A 17,304-nucleotide genomic window follows, 5' to 3' on the forward strand; every position below is an offset into this window, starting at 1 on the left:
GCTGCGCCGCAGGATGACGGGGAACGCCACTCGCGCAGGATGACGGGGAACACCGCTCGCGCACGATGACGGGGAACACCGCTCGCGCAGGATGACGGGGACGCCACTCGCGCAGCGCGACCGGAACGCGCTAGCGCTCGACGGTGAAGTTGAAGACGCTCGTGTCGAAGCGGTTGTAGTCCTCGTAGTCGATGAGGTCGTACAGATCCGCGCGGTGCTGCATCTCGCCGAGCTTCGAGGTCAGGTGCCCCTCCTCGTTCAGCGCGTCGAGCGCCCGCCCGGTCGCCCCCATCGCGATCCGCAGCATCGACACCGGCCAGATCACGATGTTCACGCCGATGTCGGCCAGCTGCTGCGACGAGAAGAGTTCACTCTTGCCGAACTCGGTCATGTTGGCGAGGATCGGCACGTCGAGGGCCTTCCGCATCGCCTCGAACTCCTCGAGCGTGCGCATGGCCTCGGGGAAGATCGCGTCGGCGCCGGCGTCGACGAGCGCCTTCGCGCGGTCGACGGCGAGATCGAGCCCGGCCCGGCCGTCTGCAGTGGCGCGGATGTCGGTGCGCGCCATGATGAGGAAGTCGGGATCGCGTCGAGCGTCGGCGGCGGCGCGGATGCGCTTGATCGCGGTGTCCTCGTCCACGACGGTCTTGCCGTCGAGGTGACCGCAGCGCTTCGGGTTGATCTGATCCTCGATGTGCGCGCCGGCGAGCCCGGCGTCCTCGAGCGTCTGGATCGTGCGCGCCACGTTCATGGGCTCGCCGAACCCGGTGTCGGCGTCGACGATCGCGGGCAGCTCGGTCATGCGGGCGATCTGCTGCGCACGTCCCGCCACCTCGGTGAGGGTGGTGAGACCGATGTCGGGCAGCCCCAGGTCGGCCGACAGCACCGCACCCGAGATGTAGACGCCGTCGAAGCCCTTGCGCTCGATAAGGCGCGCGCTCAGCGGGTTGAACGCGCCGGGGAACCGCAGCAGCTCGCCGCTCGAGAGCCGCTCGCGGAACAGGCGCCGCTTCTCGGCGGGGGTGGTCTTGCTGTAGAGCATCAGAAGAGTCCCTTCGGGGCGGCTGCGAGGTCGATCACGCCGGGCGCGGCCACGATGTTCAGCTCGCGCACCTCGTCGGCCGTGAGCTCGGGCAGGCGCTGCACGAGTTCGAGGAACCGCTCGATCTCCGCGGGCTCGAGCACAGGCTCGGCGAGCATGCGGAACTTCGCGATGTAATTCTCGCGGGCGAAGGGGCGCGCGCCGAGCGGGTGGGCGTCGGCCACCGCGATCTCGTCGACGAGCCTCGTACCGTCGGCGAGCTCGATCTCGACGCGGCCGCCGAAGGCCTTCTCATCGGGATCCTCGGAGTGGTAGCGGCGGGTCCACTCCGCGTCCTCGGCCGTGGTGATCCTCTGCCACAGCTGCACCGTGTCGGGGCGTGCCGCACGCGCGGGCGTGTACGAGTCGACGTGGTGCCAGCCGCCATCCTGCAGCGCCACCGCGAAGATGTACGGGATCGAGTGGTCGAGGGTCTCGCGCGACGCCTGCGGGTCGTACTTCTGGGGGTCGTTCGCGCCCGATCCGATGACGTAGTGGGTGTGGTGGCTCGTGTGCAGCACGATGGCGCTGATGTTCGCGGGATCGGCGAGCTCCGGCCGCTCGTGGTGCAGCTTGCGTGCGAGGTCGATCCAGGCCTGCGCCTGATACTCGGCCGAGTGCTCCTTGGTGTAGCTGTCGAGGATCGCGCGCTTCGCCTCGCCCTTCGCGGGGAGCGGCACGTCGTACGAGGCGTCGGGGCCGTCGAGCATCCAGGCGATCACGCCGTCCTCCCCCTCGTAGATGGGGCTCGGAGAGGTCTGGCCGCGCATGGCACGGTCGACCGCCTCGACGGCCATCTTTCCCGCGAAGGCCGGGGCGTGGGCCTTCCAGGTCGAGATCTCGCCCTTGCGGCTCTGCCGGGTGGCCGTGGTCGTGTGAAGGCCCTGCGCCACGGCCTGGGAGATGGTCTCTGTGTCGAGGCCGAGCAGCGTGCCGATGCCGGCCGCCGCCGAGGGCCCGATGTGAGCGACGTGGTCGATCTTGTGCTTGTGCAGACAGATCGCGCGCACCAGGTCCATCTGGATCTCGTAGCCGGTCGCGATGCCGCGCACGAGCGCACGGCCGTCGGCCCCGACGTGCTGGGCGACGGCGAGGATCGGCGGGATGTTATCGCCGGGGTGCGAGTACTCGGCCGCGAGGAACGTGTCGTGGTAGTCCAGCTCGCGCACGGCCACGCCGTTGGCCCAGGCGGCCCACTCCGGGCTCGACAGCTGCGGCTCGGCTCCCGACGACGCGAGGCCGAAGATCGAGGATCCCGCCCCACCCGTCGAGACGGGATGCGAGAGCGCCTGCGCCCGGGCCGCGACGATCGGGCCGCGGTTCAGGGAAGCTGCGGCGACGGAGGCGTTGTCGATGATCCTGTTGATGATCATGGCGACGACCTCGGGCTCGACCTCGACCGGGTCGGTCGCGACCTCGGCGATCTTCCAGGCGAGCTGCTGCTCGCGGGGCAGCTCCTCTTCGCTCTTGGAGACGCGGACGTGATGGGTGACGGTCATTGCGGTCCTTCCGGAGTGGGGGATGAGGAGCCCCGGCCGGGGTCGGCGATGGAGCTCAGGATCGAGGCGAGTGCGTTGTGGAGGTGCACGTGGGTGGCGTGCGCGGCGAGCTCGGCGTCGCCGCGGGCGATGGCCTCGGCGATGAGCGCGTGCTCGGAGACGGAGGCGCGCAGCCGGGATCGGTTGTCGCGGGCGAGTCTGCGGGCGCGCACCAGGTGGGTGCGGATCGTGCGCAGCGCGCTCGTGAGGTAGGCGTTGTCGACCGCTGCGTCGACGGCCGCATCGAACCGTGAGATGAGCGTGTAGTACTCGTCGGCGGCCACGTCTCCGGTCTCGGGATGCGCCGCGGTGAATGCGGCGGCGAGTGCGGCGAACAGTTGCCGATCGCCGCGCTCGGCGGCGATCCGCGCTGCGGTCTCCTCGAGCGCTCGCCGCGCCTCGAAGAGCTCGCCGATGTCATCGGCGTCGAAGCCCGATACCACCAGCACCCGCGGGGATTGCTGACGCACCAGCCCGTCCGCGACCAGCCGGCCGATCGCCTCGCGCATCGGGGTGCGGCTTACCCCGAGACGCTCCGCCTGCTCGACCTCGCCCACCACGGAGCCGGGCGTCAGCGCACCGCTCTGGATTTCCTCCAGCAGCGTGGCGTAGGCCCGGTCGCTCGCTCGCATGCACCTCTCCCTCGGACACCCCTAGCGTATACATTATTGAGCAATCAGGCAAGAGAAGCGCCAAACTTACCCTGTTTTCGTATACACAAGAACTGCCGGCTGAAGATCCACCTCGCGCCGACCCGAACGCAGGAGCCGGTCAGAGCTCGGCGATGATGATCTTCTTCATCGGCATCATGCGTTCGAAGGCACCCGGGTGCTCCATCAGCTCCCCCATGTTCGCCGGCACGATCTGCCAGCTGACTCCGAATCGATCGGCGAGCCAGCCGCACTGCTCCGCCTCGGGCACGGCCGAGAGCGCCTCCCAGAGCCGGTCGATCTCGGCCTGATCCGCGCATCGCACCTCGAGCGAGACTCCGCAGGTGAACGGCGCGTCCTGCTCCACCGCGGAATCCATCACGGCGAACCACTGCTCGCCGATCCGGAACTCCCCGTACATGAGGGCCTCGGGCGAGGCGGGACCGGTCTGCTCGCCGTACGGGAATCGGCCGCCCGCCGCCGCGTCGTCGAACACCGCGACGTAGCGGTCGATCGCCTCCGAGGCCCGGTTCTGCACCGCTCCGGAGAACATCAGCGCCGGGACGAGGAAGGGTCGGGGATCCCCGTCCGGATCCGTGAGCATCACCTGCCAGCTCACCCCGAATCGATCCTCGACCCAGCCGTAGCGAGCACTGAAGGGGTATTCGCCCAGCGGCATGAGCACGCGACCTCCCTCGGAGAGCTCCCGCCAGACGCGATCGAGCCGATCCCGCGCGACGGCTTCGTCGCCCCCGAACATGAGCGGGTCGAAGTTCACCATGAGCGAGATACTCGGATTGGGTCGGAACTCGTCTCCCGCGTTGATGAGCGTCAGCCGGGTCGACCCGTCGCCACCGGGAATGTCGACGGCAACGGTGAGCGGGGCGCCGGCGAACTCCCGCTGGAAGTCGAGCAGCCCGGTCTCGGGATACCGGGACTCGACGGTGGATGCGGCGCCCGGGAAGACGCTCGCGTAGAACGCGCCGGCCTCCTCCGCATCTCGGTTGCACCAGATGTTGGTCACGATCTTCTGCACGACGGCCTCCTCTGCCCGGGACGGTGCTGCTCCCCAAGTATCCGTCCGCTCCTGCCGCTCGGCAAGGGGTGCTCCGAGCCCGAGACTCCCCCTTGTCGCCCCGGCCCGATGCGCGCAGAATGGGTCCCGGGGGCCGCATCGCGCCGGCCCGCGCCACCGCCGACGCAGCAACCGGGAGCCGATCGTGTCCATTCGCCTCAATCCCTACCTCAACTTCCACGGCAACGCCCGCGAGGCGCTCGAGTTCTACCACTCGGTGCTCGGCGGCTCCCTCGATCTCATGCGGTACGACTCGATCCCCGGGATGATGGGCGGCGACGACGAGGCCGAGAAGATCATGCACGGTCAGCTCGAGACTGAGGACGGCCTCACCATCATGGCCGCCGACTATCCGGCGTCGATGGCCGAGGCGCCCGACGCCTCGACGGGCGGCAACTCGATCAGCGTCTCGGGAGACGACGCGGCGCGGATCCGAGCCGCGTGGCAGGGCCTTGCGGCCGGCGCGGACATCGTCGAACCGTTCGAGCGCGCGCCCTGGGGAGACACCTTCGGCATGCTGAGGGATCGATTCGGCGTACCCTGGATGTTCAGCCTCGCCCCGCAGCCGGAGGAGGCCGACGCCGGCTGAGACCCGGCCGGCGAGAGAGAGGGACCGCGCGTGAGCATCGCACTCGAGAACGTGGGCATCGCCATTCGCGACATCGACGCCGCGATCGCCTTCTTCACCGACCTGGGCCTCACGGTCCTCGGTCGCGAAACCGTGAGCGGCGAGTGGGCGGACACGGCCGTCGGACTCGACGGCAACCACGCGAGGATCGCGATGCTCCAGACGCCCGACGGGCATGGCCGCCTCGAGCTCTTCGAGTACATCCACCCCGAGGCGATCGAGACGGAACCCACTCGTCCCCATGAGATCGGCATGCACCGCGTCGCCTTCTCCGTCGACGACATCGACCGGGCACTCGAGATCGCCGCGCGGCACGGCTGCCATCCGCTCCGCGGCGTGGCGACCTACGAGGACGTCTACAAGCTGTGCTACCTCCGCGGCCCGAGCGGCATCATCGTCATGCTCGCGGAGGCGCTGCAGAAGGACTGAGGCCGCTCAACCTTGCCCCTCCGAGGCCTGCGGGACCTCCCCGAGCCACTCGTCGACCGACACCCCGTCGAGCTGTGCGTCGGGACCCGGCAGCACGGCGCCGTTGCGCAGCGCCCGTCCGAAGCCCCCGGGGAGCGGCAGCTCGATGACCCGGGCCGGGCGACCGCGCGCCGCGGACACCCTCCGCAGCAGCTCCGCCATGCGCATCTCCGCGGGACCCGCGAGGTCCGGAGCGTCGCCGGCGGGCGCGTGCTCCGCCAGGCGCACGAGCCGAGCCGCGACCGAAGCCGCGGCGACCGGCTGCGAGCGCATGGCGGGTACGATCCGCCAGGCACCGAGCGGAACCGCGACCTGCTCCGCGAACTCGAAGAACTGGGTGGCGCGCAGGATCGTCCAGGGAACCGGCCCAGCCGCGACCGCGCGCTCCTGCGCCGCCTTCCCCGCATAGTATCCGTGCGGCGCCGCCGCGGCCCCGACGATCGACAGCGCGACGTGGTGCCCGACGCCGGCCTCGCGCTCGGCGCGATGCAGCGTCGACGTGACGGCCTCGAAGAAGCCGGTGGCCTTCGACGCCGAAGTAGTCGAGGTGCCCGACACATCGATCACGGCGTCGACGCCGGTGAGGTCGAGCCCACGGCCCAGCACCAGGTCCACTCCGTTCGCGCGGGACAGCACGATCGTTTCGTGCCCCGCCTCCTCGGCCAGTCGCACGGCGTGCGCCCCGACGGTTCCGGTTCCCCCGGCGATCGCGATCCTCATGGCCCCACCTTAGGCGCGGAGGCGCGGCGGCGGGAAGCGCACCCCGGTGCCCGCCGAAACTGAGCCAATTCTTCGAGCCCGCATGAATTATCGGCACTGAAACCCTCATGTTCGCACAATGGGATCGGTTTCGACGGCATCGGTCAGGCGCACATGCGCACCGAGCGCGGCACGCGGTAGAGTCCAGAGCCATGACGACTCGCGCGCAGATCCTCATCACCGCCCAGGAGCTCGCAGAACAGTTGGAGCGCGAGACCCTGCGCCCCGCGGATGCGCCCCGCACCCGCCTGCTCGACGTACGTTGGACGCTCGCAAGGCCCGACGGGCGAGCCGACTACGCGGCGGGGCACATCCCGGGAGCCGTCTACGTGGACCTCGACACCGAGCTGTCGCAGCATCTCGGCCCCCGGCACGGCCGGCATCCGCTGCCGGAGCCGCTGCAGCTGCAGGACGCCGTGCGGCGCTGGGGCGTGCGGAAGCAGGATGCCGTCGTCGTCTACGACGGCTGGGGCAATCTGGCCTCGGCTCGCGCATGGTGGTTGCTCCGCTCCCACGGAGTCGAAGACGTCCGCCTGCTCGACGGCGCCCTACCCGCCTGGCAGTCGGCGGGCTCCCCGCTCGAGACCGGCGATGTTCGCCCCGAGCCGGGCGACGTGGTGCTCGACCCTGGTCGGCTGCCGGTACTCGAGCTGGCCGAGGTGGCGCCGTTCGTCGCGGCGGGCGGCGCGCTCCTCGATGCCCGCGCCCCGCAGCGATACCTCGGCGAGGAGGAGCCCGTCGACCCCCGCGCCGGCCATATCCCCGGCGCGCTGAACACCCCTACCGGCGAGAATCTCGATGCCGACGGGCGCTTCCTCATGAGCGCCGAACTGCGTCAGCGCTTCCTCGACGCCGGGGTGCGCGACGGAGTTCCGGTGGCGAGCTACTGCGGTTCGGGGGTGACCGCTGCGCACAACCTGGTCGCGCTGGCCCTCGCGGGATTCCCCGGCACCCTGTTCCCCGGCTCGTGGTCTCAGTGGTCGAACCACGACCTGCCCGTAGCCCGCGGGTAGCGGACTCAGGCAGGCCGGAGCCGCTCCAACGCTACTCGCGCAGCTTGGCGCCGAAGGCGAGCTCGGCTGCGGCGACGCCCGCGAGTTTCGCCGCGCTCGCCTCCTCGGCCTTCAGCGTGCGGTCGCCGGCGCGGAAGCGCAGCGCGAAGGTCAGCGCCTTCTGCCCGTCCTCGATTCCGGCCCCGCGGTAGTCGTCGACCACGCGCGCGTGCTCGAGCAGCTCGCCCGCACCGGCCTCGACCACGGCGAGCACGTCGCCTGCCGGCACCTCGTCAGCCACCACGAGGGTGAGGTCCTGCGTCGCGGCCGGAAAGCCTGAGAGCGGCGAGGTCTCGGGCACGCGCGGCGCCAGTTCGATGATGCGCTCGAGATCGAGTTCGAAGGCGGCGACTCGGCCGGGCAGGTGGTACGCAGCCACCAGCTCGGGCAGCAGCTCACCCGCCACGCCCACGACCTCCAGGCCGCCCTCGTCGCCGTCTGCGTCCACGGCGCCGACGCGGATCGCGAGCTCCGCGGTGCGGCCGGGATGGAAGGCGCGGTGCGATCCCTGCGACACGACCAGTTCGGCCGACACGGCGCCCGCGATCGTACGGGCCGCGTCGAGCGCATCGGCCCAGTCGGTGGCGCGCTCGGCCTCGCCCGGCTGCTTGGCCACGGCGTCGCCGAGCAGCAGCCCGGCGGCCCGGCGCGGCTGGCCCGGGATCGAGGCGTCGAGCTGCGCGAGCGCCTCGTCGCTCGGTCGCTCGGCCAGCGGCGGCACGGTCTCGGTGCCGAGCTGCGGCTGGGGCGTCGACTCCGCTGCGCTCCGCTCAACCGGTGAGTTCGGCTGGAACACCGCGCCGAACTCGACGAGGGCGAGGTCGGTGAGACCGCGAGAGACATTGCGCTGCGCCGCGGTCACGAGACCGGGCAGCAGCGAGCGGCGCAGGAACGGCGCCTCGCCGTCGAGCGGATTGGCCAGGCGGATCGCCGGGATCGAGTCGGCCCCATCTCCGGCCGCCGGGGCCGAGGCGCCGGCGCCGAACGCGTCGAGCTGCGCACGCGACACGAAGGGATAGCTCTGCACCTCGTCGAAGCCGGCGGCGGTCACCACGTTCGCGGCGCGGCGACGCAGGCGCTGATCACGGGTGAGACCGCGCCCGGGCGGGGCCACCGGCAGCTCGGAGGGGATGCGGTCGTAGCCGACGATGCGCGCGACCTCCTCGATCAGGTCGGCCGCCCGGGTGAGATCGGAGCGCCAACTGGGAGGCGTCACGAAGAGCAGATCGGGATCACCGGCGGTTCCCAGCGAGATCGTGCAGCCGATCATCTCGATCGCGCCGCGGATCTCCTCGTCGCTGTAGTCGGTGCCGAGCAGCCCGTTGACGCTGGAGGCGCGCAGACGCACGACGCTCGGCTCCCGCTCGGGCACGATCTCGGCGCCGAGCTCGTCGGCGGTTCCGCCGGCGAGCTCCACGAGCAGATCGACCATGCGCTGGGCGGCAGCACGCGCGACGAGCGGATCGACGCCGCGTTCGAAGCGTTTCGAGGCCTCGCTCGGCAGTTTGTGCCTGCGGGCCGTGCGGGCCACCGACACGGGGTCGAATGTCGCGGCCTCGACGAGCACGTCGACGGTGGACTCGTCGGCCTTCGTCGACTCCCCGCCCATGACGCCGGCGAGGCCGATGGGCCCGGACTCGTCCGTGATCAGCAGGTCCTCCGGGTGCAGCGCGCGCTCCTGGCCGTCGAGCGTCATGAGGGTCTCCCCCGCCCGAGCGCGCCGCACAGTGATGCCGCCCTGCAGCTTCGCCAGATCGTAGGCGTGCAGCGGCTGGCCCAGCTCGAGCATCACGTAGTTCGAGATGTCGACCTCGAGCGAGAGCGAGCGGATACCTGCGAGCTGCAGGCGCGCGGCCATCCAGGGGGGTGTCGGACGCGTCTGGTCGATGCCGCGGACCACCCGGGCGACGAAGCCCGTCGCGCCGACGCGACCGCGGATCGGCGCGTCGTCCTCGATGGACACGGAGAAGCCCGACGCCGGCTTGGGAGACGCGGCGGACACGGGATCGCCGAACGCGGCCCCGGTCGAGTGGCCGTACTCGCGGGCGACACCGCGGATCGAGAAGGCGTAGCCGCGATCCGGGGTCACGTTGATCTCGACGGCCGAGTCGTCGAGTCCCAGGAGCGCCTTCGCGTCCGCCCCCGCATCGGGATCGAGGCCGAGGCGCGAGAGCACGATGATGCCGTCGTGATCCTCGCCGAGCGACAGCTCGCGCGCCGAGGCGATCATGCCGTCGCTCACGTGCCCGTAGGTCTTGCGCGCCGCGATGGCGAAGTCGCCGGGCAGCACGGCACCGGGAAGGCACACGACGACCTTGTCGCCCGCCTCGAAGTTGTGAGCGCCGCACACGATGCCGCGCACGTCCTCGCCGCCGTCGGCGGCTTGCTCGCCGGGCGCCGCGACCCGTACTCGGCACCAGTTGACGGTCTTGCCGTTCGAGTGCTCCTCGGGTTCGCGCGACAGCACCTCACCGACCACGACCGGGCCGGACACCTCGAAGCGGCGGATCGACTCCTCCTCGAAGCCCACGCGCACGAGATCGGCGTGCACCTCTTCCGGGGTGACTCCCTCGGGCAGCGACACGTACTCGCCGAGCCAGCTGAGTGGAACGCGCATTAGACCAGTCCTCCGAACTGACGGTTGAATCTCACATCGCCCTCGACCATGTCGCGCATGTCGTTGAGGTCGTGACGGAACTGCAGCGTGCGCTCGATCCCCATGCCGAACGCGAAGCCCTGGTACTCGTCGGGATCGATCCCGGCCGCGAGCAGCACATTGGGATCGACCATCCCGCACCCGCCCCACTCGACCCAGCGCGCACCGCCCTTGGCGTGCGGCTGCCACACGTCCATCTCGGCCGAGGGCTCGGTGAAGGGGAAGAAGTTGGGGCGCAGGCGGATCTGCGCCTCCTCGCCGAACATCTGGCGGGCGAAGTGCTCGAGCGTGCCGCGCAGGTGCGCCATGGTGAGGCCGCGATCGATCGCGATGCCCTCGATCTGGTGGAACACCGGGGTGTGCGTGGCATCGAGCTCGTCGGTGCGGTAGACGCGGCCGGGCGCAACCACGTAGACGGGCAGGTCGCGGCCGAGCAGCGACCGCACCTGCACGGGCGAGGTGTGGGTGCGCAGCAGCAGGTGGCGATCCGCGGGCTCGATGAAGAAGGTGTCCTGCATCGCCCGTGCTGGGTGGTCTGGGTCGAAGCCGAGGGCGTCGAAGTTGAACCACTCGTGCTCGATCTCGGGTCCCTCCGCGATCTCCCAGCCCATGCCGACGAAGATGTCGGCCGCTTCCTCCTGGAGCTGGGCCAGCGGGTGGCGGGATCCGGCCCGCTTGCGCACGGGCGCCTCGGTGACGTCGACGGTCTCGGCGACGAGACGCTCCGCGGCCTCCTGGGCTGCCAACTCGGCCTCGCGGCCCTTGTACGCGCCCTCGATGCGCCCGCGAGCCTGCCCCATGAGCTTGCCGGTCGCGGCCTTCTCGTCCTTCGGCACCTCGCGCATGAGGGCGTTGAGCCTGGCGATCGCCGACGCATCGCCCGCGTGCTCGGTGCGGGCCGCTTTCAGGCCCGCGACGGAGCCGGCGGCGGCGAATGCGGCGAGCGCGGCGTCGACGGCCGCATCGGCGGCTTCCCTGGTGATCGGATTGCTGCTGGTGGTGTCTGACACAAGGCCCTATCCTACCCGGACACCGCGTCCGACCCGCGCGCGTCGAGGGTCGACGGGTGCAGCCCACGGGGCACCTCGCCTCCCACCCGGAGTCGTGCGACGAGATCCCGATTCTTGCCGTCGGACCGCGGGACGAGCGGCAGAATTCGGGATCTCAAGACGCCGTCACGTCGAGGGCGGGCCCGAGTCGGCCCGCTCGCGGTGAGGGGCGGCCTCGCCCGCACCATCCGCCTCGCCTCTCGCGAGCGCGGCGATGAGCGGCTGCAGGAGGCGCTCCAGACGTCCGTCGTCATCGCCCGCGAGCGCGGATTCGAGCGCCTCCGCCACCGCCCCGGGAACGGTCGCGCCGTAGCGGCGCCCGTCGACCTCGAACGAGAAGGAGACCCGCCCGGGGGCGGGAGCCGTCGCGTCTCGGGCCTCGCCGATGTCGTCGGGATCCACCGTGACGAATCGGATCACCGCTCCGGGCCGCAGCTGGGCGGCGCGATCGAGGTCGGCGTCGACGACCGTGCCGATCACCGGATAGCCCCCGGTCACGGGATGGTCGGCGAGGAAGAGCACTGGCTGCCCGTCCGGCGGCACCTGCACCGAGCCGCGTACCATGCCCTCCGTGGGGAGCTCACCGGGGCGCTTCCGCTCGAGCGGGGCACCGTCGAGCCTCAGGCCGATGCGGTTGGATCGCGCCGTCACGCTCCACGTCCGAAATGCGAACGACGCCGCGGCCGCATCCGTGAACCACTCGTCCCTCGGGCCGGGCACGAAGCGCAGCACGACGGCGCCCCGGGGATGCGCGGGCTCCGTCATCGGCTGCACTCCGCCGTCGGTGTCGGACCCGACGGCAAGCCGGTCGCCCCTCCGGAGCGGGGCGGGTCCGAGCCCCGACAGGCTGTCGTGGGAGGCGCTGCCCATCACCCGGCCCCCCGCGATCCCGCCCCGCACGGCGACGTAGCAGCGCAACCCGTCCGAGGGCGCGCCGAGCCGCAAGGTCTCCCCCGGCAGCAGTTCGAAGGGGTGCCCGACGGTCATCCGACGGACACCGGTGCCCCGATGGTCTTCGACCCGCACCTCGGCGTCGGTGCCCGTGACGGCGACGAGGAGCGGGTGCCCGGGCTGCAGGCCGAGGCCGCCGTTCAGGTTCTCGAGAACCGCCGCTCCGGGCCGGTTGCCGACGGCGAGGTTGGCCCGTCTCATGGCTGCGCGATCGAGGGCCCCGGACTCGCTGACGCCCACGGCAGCGCGGCCCGGTCGTCCGGCGTCCTGCACCAGCGTGAGGAGCCCCGGATCGACGACGGTCAGCGCGGATTCAGAGTGGGCCGCGGGGGCCGCGGGCTCGGCGGATCGAGCGGGCACCACCCGCGAGACCGGGTGCTCCGTCCCGCGTTCCGCCGCACCTCCGACCGCCGGCCCCCGTCGCACCGCCAGCGACTCGCGCGCGGCGAGAAATCGCACCGTGTCGCCCGGTGCGATGAGTGCCGGTGGATCCCGCGTCTCATCCCACATGACGCTCGCGGTGCGCCCGAGCAGCCGCCACCCGCCCGGGGAGGCCGCGGGGTAGACCGCCGAGAATCCACCCGCGAGCGCCACCGATCCCGCCGGCACCGCCGCGCGCGGCGAGTCCAGCCGCGGCACCTCGAGTCTGCGGTCACCGCCCGAGAGGTAGACGAAGCCGGGTGCGAAGCCGCCGAACGCGGCGGTCCAGGCGGTTCCGGTGTGCGCCGCGACGACTCGCTCCACGCTGAGGCCCGTGAGGCTTGCCACCTCGGCGAGGTCGGCGCCGTCGTAGACGACCTCGACGGTCGTCTCGCGATCCGCTCCACCGGTTCGCGGCGCCCGGATCTCGACCTCCCGCACCGCGGCCGCCGCCCGGCGCAGGGCAGCGCGATCCTCGCAGCGCACCAGCACCGTGCGCGCCGCGGGAACGATATCGACGACTCCCGGGAGGGCGAGACGCCGCAGCGCCTCGGCGGCGGCCAACACACCCGTGAGCTCGGGAAGCTCCACGAGGATCGCGAGATCGCCGACGGGGAGGATGCGCGACGGCACGGCGCACCGCGCCGCGTGCGGCGGTTCAGACGCGCCGCCGGACATCTAGACGAAGCTCCGGATCTCGACGCCCTGGTGCTCGAGCTCGCCTCGGATGCGCCGCGCGAGCCGCACCGCTTCGCGGTTGTCGCCATGCAGGCAGATGCTCTCCGCGGTCAACCGCAGCAGGCTGCCGTCGACTGCGGTCGCGGATTCGCCCCGGGCGAAGCGCAGTGCCTGGGCGATCGCCGCGTCGCCGTCGAGCAGTGCACCCGGAGTCCCGCGCTTCACCAGCGTGCCGTCCGGGAGGTAGCCGCGATCCGCGAAGGCCTCCGCCACCACGCGCAGGCCTGCGTCGCGCGCCACGCGCTCGACGACCGAGCCGGGCAGCACCATGAGCGGCAGACGCTCGTCCACTTCGCGGATGGCGCGCACGACCGCCAGCGCCTGCCCCTCGTGCACGGCGATCGCGTTGTAGAGCCCGCCATGCGGCTTGACGTAGCGCACCTCGCCCCCGACGCTGCGAGCGAGCGCCTGCAGCGCGCCGATCTGGTAGATCACCTCATCCGTGAGCTCGTGCGGATCGACGTCGATGAAGCGCCGCCCGAAGCCCGCGAGATCGCGATACCCCGGGTGTGCGCCGATCGCGACTCCCGCAGCCACCGCGGCTCGGCAGGTCGCGCGAATCCCCAGCGGGTCGCCCGCGTGAAAACCGCAGGCCACATTCGCGCTCGACACCGAGGCGAGCACGGCAGCGTCGTCGCCGACGCGGTAGCCGCCGAACGACTCGCCGAGGTCGCTGTTGAGGTCGATCGCCGACATGTCCCTCCTCGGTCGCCCGGCCGCCCGTCGCGGCCTCGCGGCATCTCTGCCTCCATTGTGCGGCATCGGCCTGAGGATCGCGGCCGGGCGGCTCGCAGGCGACTTCTCGTAGACTGCAGGTGTGAGCCCCCTCGACACCGTGCGCGTCAGCCGCGCCGCCCGCGCCTGGCGCGGGGTCGGCGGTGCGCTCGCGGCGACGGTGCTCGCCGGAGCGTCGCACGGCCTCGCGGGCGGCGCGATCTCCTGGCTCGCCATCGCGGCGACCGCGATCCTCGCCATGCCGCTGTGCACGGCGCTCGCCGGTCGAATCGGCTCGCTCTGGCGACTCGCCCTCGCGGTCTCCGCCTCCCAGTTCCTCTACCACTGGTTCTTCTCCTGGATCGGCGCCGGCGCCTCGGCAGCTGGGCCCGCCGGCTCGGAAGCCGTCTCGCCGCACGCCGCGCACCTCGGTGCTCCGCTCGGGATCGCCGACCTCTCGGCTCTCGGCTCGGCCGGATCGGCCGACGCCGCCATGTGGGCGGTTCACGCCGGGGCGGCGCTCGTCACCATCCTGCTGCTCCACCGCGGCGAGCGCGCCTTCCTCGCGCTCGCGCGCCTGGTGCGCCGGGCCCTGCCGCTGCGCCTCGCCGCCATCCCCCACCAGCCGCGGCGCGTGCCGCGGCTGGCAGCGTGGGCGCCCGCGGTATCGGTACGCAGCCGCCTGCTGGCAGCGGTGATCACGCATCGGGGTCCTCCCGTCGCCGTCGCCTGATCAGGCGCCTCGACCCACCATCTGCGTTCCACCGCGCGCCGCCTTCGCTGCTGCGCGCCTGCCCGGGTACCCCCGGAGAAATTTGGAGACCCCAATGTCTCGCACACGCACCACCCGTCCCCCGCTCGCTCGCCCGGCCGCAGCGGCGCTGCTCGTCGGCGCAGCGGCATTCGCCGCCTTCCCGGCGCTCGGCACCGCCGCGCCGGCGTACGCGCACGACCAGCTCGTCGACACCGTGCTCGAACTCGATCCCGCCGACGGCTCCGCCGAAGCCGTGCGCCTCACCTTCAGCAACAGCATCATCGAGGTGGGCACGGAGGTCGTGGTCACCGCGCCCGACGGCTCCGACGCGACCGACGGCGAGCCGCTGGTCGAAGGCCCGGAGGTCACGCAGGCGCTCCAGTCCGATCTGACGCCCGGGGCCTACAGCGGCGCCTGGCGCGTCGTGTCGAGCGACGGCCATCCGATCGAGGGGATGTTCACGCTGACCGTGCCCGAGCGCGGAGAACCGACGATCGGCGATGCGGAGGCCCCCGCCGAGGCGGACGGCGCCGAGAGCGCAGCATCCGAGGACGGGCACGAGCACGCGGACGACGGGCACGAGCACGCGGAGTCGACCGATGCGACGACGGAAGAGGCTGCCGGGGACACCGGGAGCCCCGAGCAGTCCGGCGCCCCCGTGGGCGCCGTGATCGCCGTGATCGTCGGCGGTGCGGCCGTCATCGCCGGCGGAATCACCGCGGCCACCGTGGGCCATCGCCGGCGCGCGAAGGGCATGGCCGCCGCAGCCGATCCGCAGGGCGAGACGTCGAACGAGGATCGCGAGGGCCGGGCATGAACCGCAGCACGACTCCCACGACCAGGCCGGTCGCCGGCGCCGCTGCACGCAGGCGCGGTGCTCTCGCGGCGGCGCTCGCCGCATCGCTGCTCCTCGCGGGCTGCAGCTCGCCCGCCGGCTCCGGCACCGCCGAGGCCGGCGCCGCGGTCGCGCCGTCGGCGGATGCCGCGCACGGCGAACCGATCGCGCTGACCGACGGCTGGGCGAAGGCCGGATCCGGCATGACCGGCGTGTTCGGCGTGCTCGAGAACCGCGGCGACTCCGAGATCACGCTCGAGTCGGTCGACAGCCCGGCCGCCGGGATGGTCGAGCTGCACGAGACCGTCACCTCGGGCGCCGAGGCCACGATGCGCGAGGTCGAGGACGGCTTCGCCATCCCGGCAGGCGGATCGGTGGTGCTCGAGCCCGGCGGCAACCACATCATGTTCATGGACCTGGCCGAGCCGCTCCTCGCCGGCGACGAGGTACCCCTCGTGCTGCACTTCGACGACGGCTCGACCCTCGAGGTCACCGTGCTCGTCAAGGACTTCGCCGGCGCGCAGGAGAACTACGAGGGTTCGGATGCGCACGACGACGCGGGTCACGACGACGCGGGTCACGACGACCACGCGCACGACGCGGATCATGCGGAGCACTGACCCGACTCCGGATCGCCAGCCCGCACCCGCCATCGATTCGACCGCGGCCGCCGAGCCGCGGCGCTTCGGGCGCCGCGCCCTCCTCGCGAGCGGCGCGGCGGGCGCGGGCGTCGGCGCGGCCCTCGGGCTGGGCGCGGCCCTCGGCGTGTTCGAGGGCCCGCGCGGCTCAGGCGCCTCGGGCCCGTCCCGGCCCGATGGGCCGGTCCCGTTCGGCGGCGAGGCGCTGGGCTGTCACGGCACGCACCAGGCCGGCATCGTCACCCGGGCCGCCGCGCACGTGCGCTTCGTCGCCTACGCGTTGCGGCCCGAGGTCGATGGGGGCGCGCTCGAACGGATGTTCCGGGTGCTCACGGGAGACATCGAGGGCCTCACCTCCGGCGCGGCTCCGCTCGCGGATCCCGAGCCGGAGCTCGCCGCGCGCCCCTCGGCGCTCACCATCACGGTGGGCGTCGGGCCGGGCCTCGTCGACCGCGTGGATGCCGCGCTGCGCCCCGCCTGGCTCGCTCCTCTGCCGGCCTTCGAGCGCGACCGGCTCGACGGGCGCCACGACGGCGGCGATCTGCTCGTGCTCCTGCAGGCCGACGACCCGCTGCCCCTCGCGCACGCGGCGCGCATGCTCGACCGGGATCTGCGAAGTTTCGCCGAACCGCTGTGGACGCAACAGGGTTTCCGCCAGGCCCGGGGCTCGGAGCCGGTCGGGACCACGATGCGCAACCTGATGGGCCAGGTGGACGGCACGGTGAACCCCGCACCCGCGGAGGACGACTTCGACAGCCTCGTCTGGCTCGACGACGAGGCGGGCTGGCTCGCCGGCGGCACGGCCCTCGTGCTCCGGCGGATCAGAATGGAGCTCGACACGTGGGATCAGATCGATCGGCCCGGCCGAGAGCAGACGATCGGCCGACGGCTCGCGAACGGATCACCGCTCTCGGCGCCCGCCGACGCCGACGAGCGCACACCCGCGGACTTCGAGGCCGTGCACCCGACCGGGCTTCCGGTGATCCCGAGCTACGCGCACATCCGGCGCGCGCACTCCGAGGATCCCGCCGAGCGGATCTTCAGACGGAGCGCGAACTACGACGAGGGCGGCGAGTCGGGTCTGCTGTTCGCTTGCTATCAGCGCGATCCCCTGCGGCAGTTCGTGCCGATCCAGCGCCGTCTCGACGAGCTCGACCTGCTCAACGAGTGGGTCACCCACACCGGCTCGGGCGTGTTCGCGATCCTCCCGGGGTTCGCGGCGGGCGAGACGCTCGGGGCCGCGCTCATCGCTCGAGCAGGGCACCGGTAGCCGAGCGCCATGCGGTGTCGGTCCGAGC

16 protein-coding genes are annotated in these 17,304 nt (G+C 72.1%); 7 read left to right on the plus strand and 9 right to left on the minus strand.

Annotated features, from left to right (window positions below; all coding sequences use genetic code 11):
• Window positions 1-130 precede the first annotated feature (130 nt).
• The 4 genes from prpB to EVS81_RS02470 form a co-directional block, all read right to left on the minus strand.
• Window positions 131-1,042: a methylisocitrate lyase gene (prpB, locus tag EVS81_RS02455; protein WP_130108981.1), complete on the minus strand. Its 912-nt coding sequence runs from the start codon at window positions 1,040-1,042 to the stop codon at window positions 131-133.
• On the minus strand, window positions 1,042-2,580 hold the full coding sequence (locus EVS81_RS02460; protein ID WP_130108982.1) for an MmgE/PrpD family protein: 1,539 nt from the start codon (window positions 2,578-2,580) through the stop codon (window positions 1,042-1,044). Before EVS81_RS02460 ends, prpB begins: the two co-directional genes overlap by 1 nt.
• Window positions 2,577-3,251, minus strand: a complete 675-nt coding sequence (locus tag EVS81_RS02465; RefSeq protein ID WP_130108983.1) for a GntR family transcriptional regulator — start codon at window positions 3,249-3,251, stop codon at window positions 2,577-2,579. The genes EVS81_RS02460 and EVS81_RS02465 overlap by 4 nt, the downstream gene beginning before the upstream one ends.
• 139 nt (window positions 3,252-3,390) lie before the next feature.
• Window positions 3,391-4,305: a VOC family protein gene (locus EVS81_RS02470; protein ID WP_240739930.1), complete on the minus strand. Its 915-nt coding sequence runs from the start codon at window positions 4,303-4,305 to the stop codon at window positions 3,391-3,393.
• Between the two features lie 184 nt (window positions 4,306-4,489).
• On the opposite strand from EVS81_RS02470, the gene EVS81_RS02475 reads away from it, so the two are divergent.
• Together EVS81_RS02475 and EVS81_RS02480 are read left to right on the plus strand one after the other, a co-directional pair.
• Window positions 4,490-4,933 (plus strand): VOC family protein, encoded by a 444-nt coding sequence (locus EVS81_RS02475; protein ID WP_130108985.1) that lies wholly within the window; start codon window positions 4,490-4,492, stop codon window positions 4,931-4,933.
• 30 nt (window positions 4,934-4,963) lie between these two features.
• On the plus strand, window positions 4,964-5,401 hold the full coding sequence (locus EVS81_RS02480) for a VOC family protein (protein ID WP_130108986.1): 438 nt from the start codon (window positions 4,964-4,966) through the stop codon (window positions 5,399-5,401).
• Window positions 5,402-5,407: 6 nt separating this feature from the next.
• Here EVS81_RS02480 and EVS81_RS02485 read toward each other — a convergent pair whose 3' ends face one another.
• Window positions 5,408-6,160 carry an SDR family oxidoreductase gene (locus EVS81_RS02485; protein ID WP_205879374.1) on the minus strand — a complete coding sequence of 251 codons (753 nt, stop codon included), beginning with the start codon at window positions 6,158-6,160 and terminating at the stop codon, window positions 5,408-5,410.
• A gap of 191 nt (window positions 6,161-6,351) precedes the next feature.
• On the opposite strand from EVS81_RS02485, the gene EVS81_RS02490 reads away from it, so the two are divergent.
• Complete coding sequence (locus EVS81_RS02490; protein ID WP_130108987.1) at window positions 6,352-7,212, plus strand: sulfurtransferase; 861 nt, start codon at window positions 6,352-6,354, stop codon at window positions 7,210-7,212.
• A gap of 31 nt (window positions 7,213-7,243) precedes the next feature.
• Here the strand turns inward: EVS81_RS02490 and pheT are convergent, their stop codons facing one another.
• The 4 genes from pheT to EVS81_RS02510 all read right to left on the minus strand — a co-directional run bounded on the left by pheT (window position 7,244) and on the right by EVS81_RS02510 (window position 13,761).
• Entirely contained in the window at window positions 7,244-9,868 is a 2,625-nt protein-coding gene (pheT, locus tag EVS81_RS02495) for a phenylalanine--tRNA ligase subunit beta (RefSeq protein ID WP_130108988.1), read from the minus strand.
• Window positions 9,868-10,917, minus strand: coding sequence for a phenylalanine--tRNA ligase subunit alpha (gene pheS, locus EVS81_RS02500; RefSeq protein ID WP_130108989.1), 1,050 nt, complete (start codon window positions 10,915-10,917; stop codon window positions 9,868-9,870). The genes pheT and pheS overlap by 1 nt, the downstream gene beginning before the upstream one ends.
• A 165-nt stretch (window positions 10,918-11,082) precedes the next feature.
• Entirely contained in the window at window positions 11,083-13,005 is a 1,923-nt protein-coding gene (locus tag EVS81_RS02505) for a 5-oxoprolinase subunit B/C family protein (protein WP_130108990.1), read from the minus strand.
• Window positions 13,006-13,761, minus strand: coding sequence for a LamB/YcsF family protein (locus EVS81_RS02510; protein WP_130108991.1), 756 nt, complete (start codon window positions 13,759-13,761; stop codon window positions 13,006-13,008). It abuts the gene before it with no gap.
• A gap of 121 nt (window positions 13,762-13,882) precedes the next feature.
• On the opposite strand from EVS81_RS02510, the gene EVS81_RS02515 reads away from it, so the two are divergent.
• From EVS81_RS02515 to EVS81_RS02530, 4 genes are all read left to right on the plus strand, one after another.
• Window positions 13,883-14,512, plus strand: coding sequence for a hypothetical protein (locus EVS81_RS02515; RefSeq protein WP_130108992.1), 630 nt, complete (start codon window positions 13,883-13,885; stop codon window positions 14,510-14,512).
• Between the two features lie 94 nt (window positions 14,513-14,606).
• Window positions 14,607-15,350 carry a copper resistance CopC family protein gene (locus tag EVS81_RS02520; protein ID WP_130108993.1) on the plus strand — a complete coding sequence of 248 codons (744 nt, stop codon included), beginning with the start codon at window positions 14,607-14,609 and terminating at the stop codon, window positions 15,348-15,350.
• On the plus strand, window positions 15,347-15,988 hold the full coding sequence (locus EVS81_RS02525) for a copper chaperone PCu(A)C (RefSeq protein WP_130108994.1): 642 nt from the start codon (window positions 15,347-15,349) through the stop codon (window positions 15,986-15,988). Before EVS81_RS02520 ends, EVS81_RS02525 begins: the two co-directional genes overlap by 4 nt.
• Complete coding sequence (locus EVS81_RS02530; protein WP_240739931.1) at window positions 15,912-17,276, plus strand: Dyp-type peroxidase; 1,365 nt, start codon at window positions 15,912-15,914, stop codon at window positions 17,274-17,276. The genes EVS81_RS02525 and EVS81_RS02530 overlap by 77 nt, the downstream gene beginning before the upstream one ends.
• Window positions 17,277-17,304: the final 28 nt, after the last annotated feature.

Source organism: Leucobacter triazinivorans (assembly GCF_004208635.1).
Classification (GTDB): domain Bacteria; phylum Actinomycetota; class Actinomycetes; order Actinomycetales; family Microbacteriaceae; genus Leucobacter; species Leucobacter triazinivorans.

What these genes read in the sequence shown, in the direction of transcription:
- EVS81_RS02460 (WP_130108982.1), bottom strand. Translation starts at nt 2,580, where the DNA reads ATGACCGTCACCCATCACGTCCGCGTCTCCAAGAGCGAAGAGGAGCTG.
- prpB (WP_130108981.1), bottom strand. Translation starts at nt 1,042, where the DNA reads ATGCTCTACAGCAAGACCACCCCCGCCGAGAAGCGGCGCCTGTTCCGC.
- EVS81_RS02490 (WP_130108987.1), top strand. Translation starts at nt 6,352, where the DNA reads ATGACGACTCGCGCGCAGATCCTCATCACCGCCCAGGAGCTCGCAGAA.
- EVS81_RS02485 (WP_205879374.1), bottom strand. Translation starts at nt 6,160, where the DNA reads ATGAGGATCGCGATCGCCGGGGGAACCGGAACCGTCGGGGCGCACGCC.
- EVS81_RS02525 (WP_130108994.1), top strand. Translation starts at nt 15,347, where the DNA reads ATGAACCGCAGCACGACTCCCACGACCAGGCCGGTCGCCGGCGCCGCT.
- pheT (WP_130108988.1), bottom strand. Translation starts at nt 9,868, where the DNA reads ATGCGCGTTCCACTCAGCTGGCTCGGCGAGTACGTGTCGCTGCCCGAG.
- EVS81_RS02530 (WP_240739931.1), top strand. Translation starts at nt 15,912, where the DNA reads ATGCGCACGACGACGCGGGTCACGACGACGCGGGTCACGACGACCACG.
- EVS81_RS02520 (WP_130108993.1), top strand. Translation starts at nt 14,607, where the DNA reads ATGTCTCGCACACGCACCACCCGTCCCCCGCTCGCTCGCCCGGCCGCA.
- EVS81_RS02505 (WP_130108990.1), bottom strand. Translation starts at nt 13,005, where the DNA reads ATGTCCGGCGGCGCGTCTGAACCGCCGCACGCGGCGCGGTGCGCCGTG.
- EVS81_RS02465 (WP_130108983.1), bottom strand. Translation starts at nt 3,251, where the DNA reads ATGCGAGCGAGCGACCGGGCCTACGCCACGCTGCTGGAGGAAATCCAG.
- EVS81_RS02510 (WP_130108991.1), bottom strand. Translation starts at nt 13,761, where the DNA reads ATGTCGGCGATCGACCTCAACAGCGACCTCGGCGAGTCGTTCGGCGGC.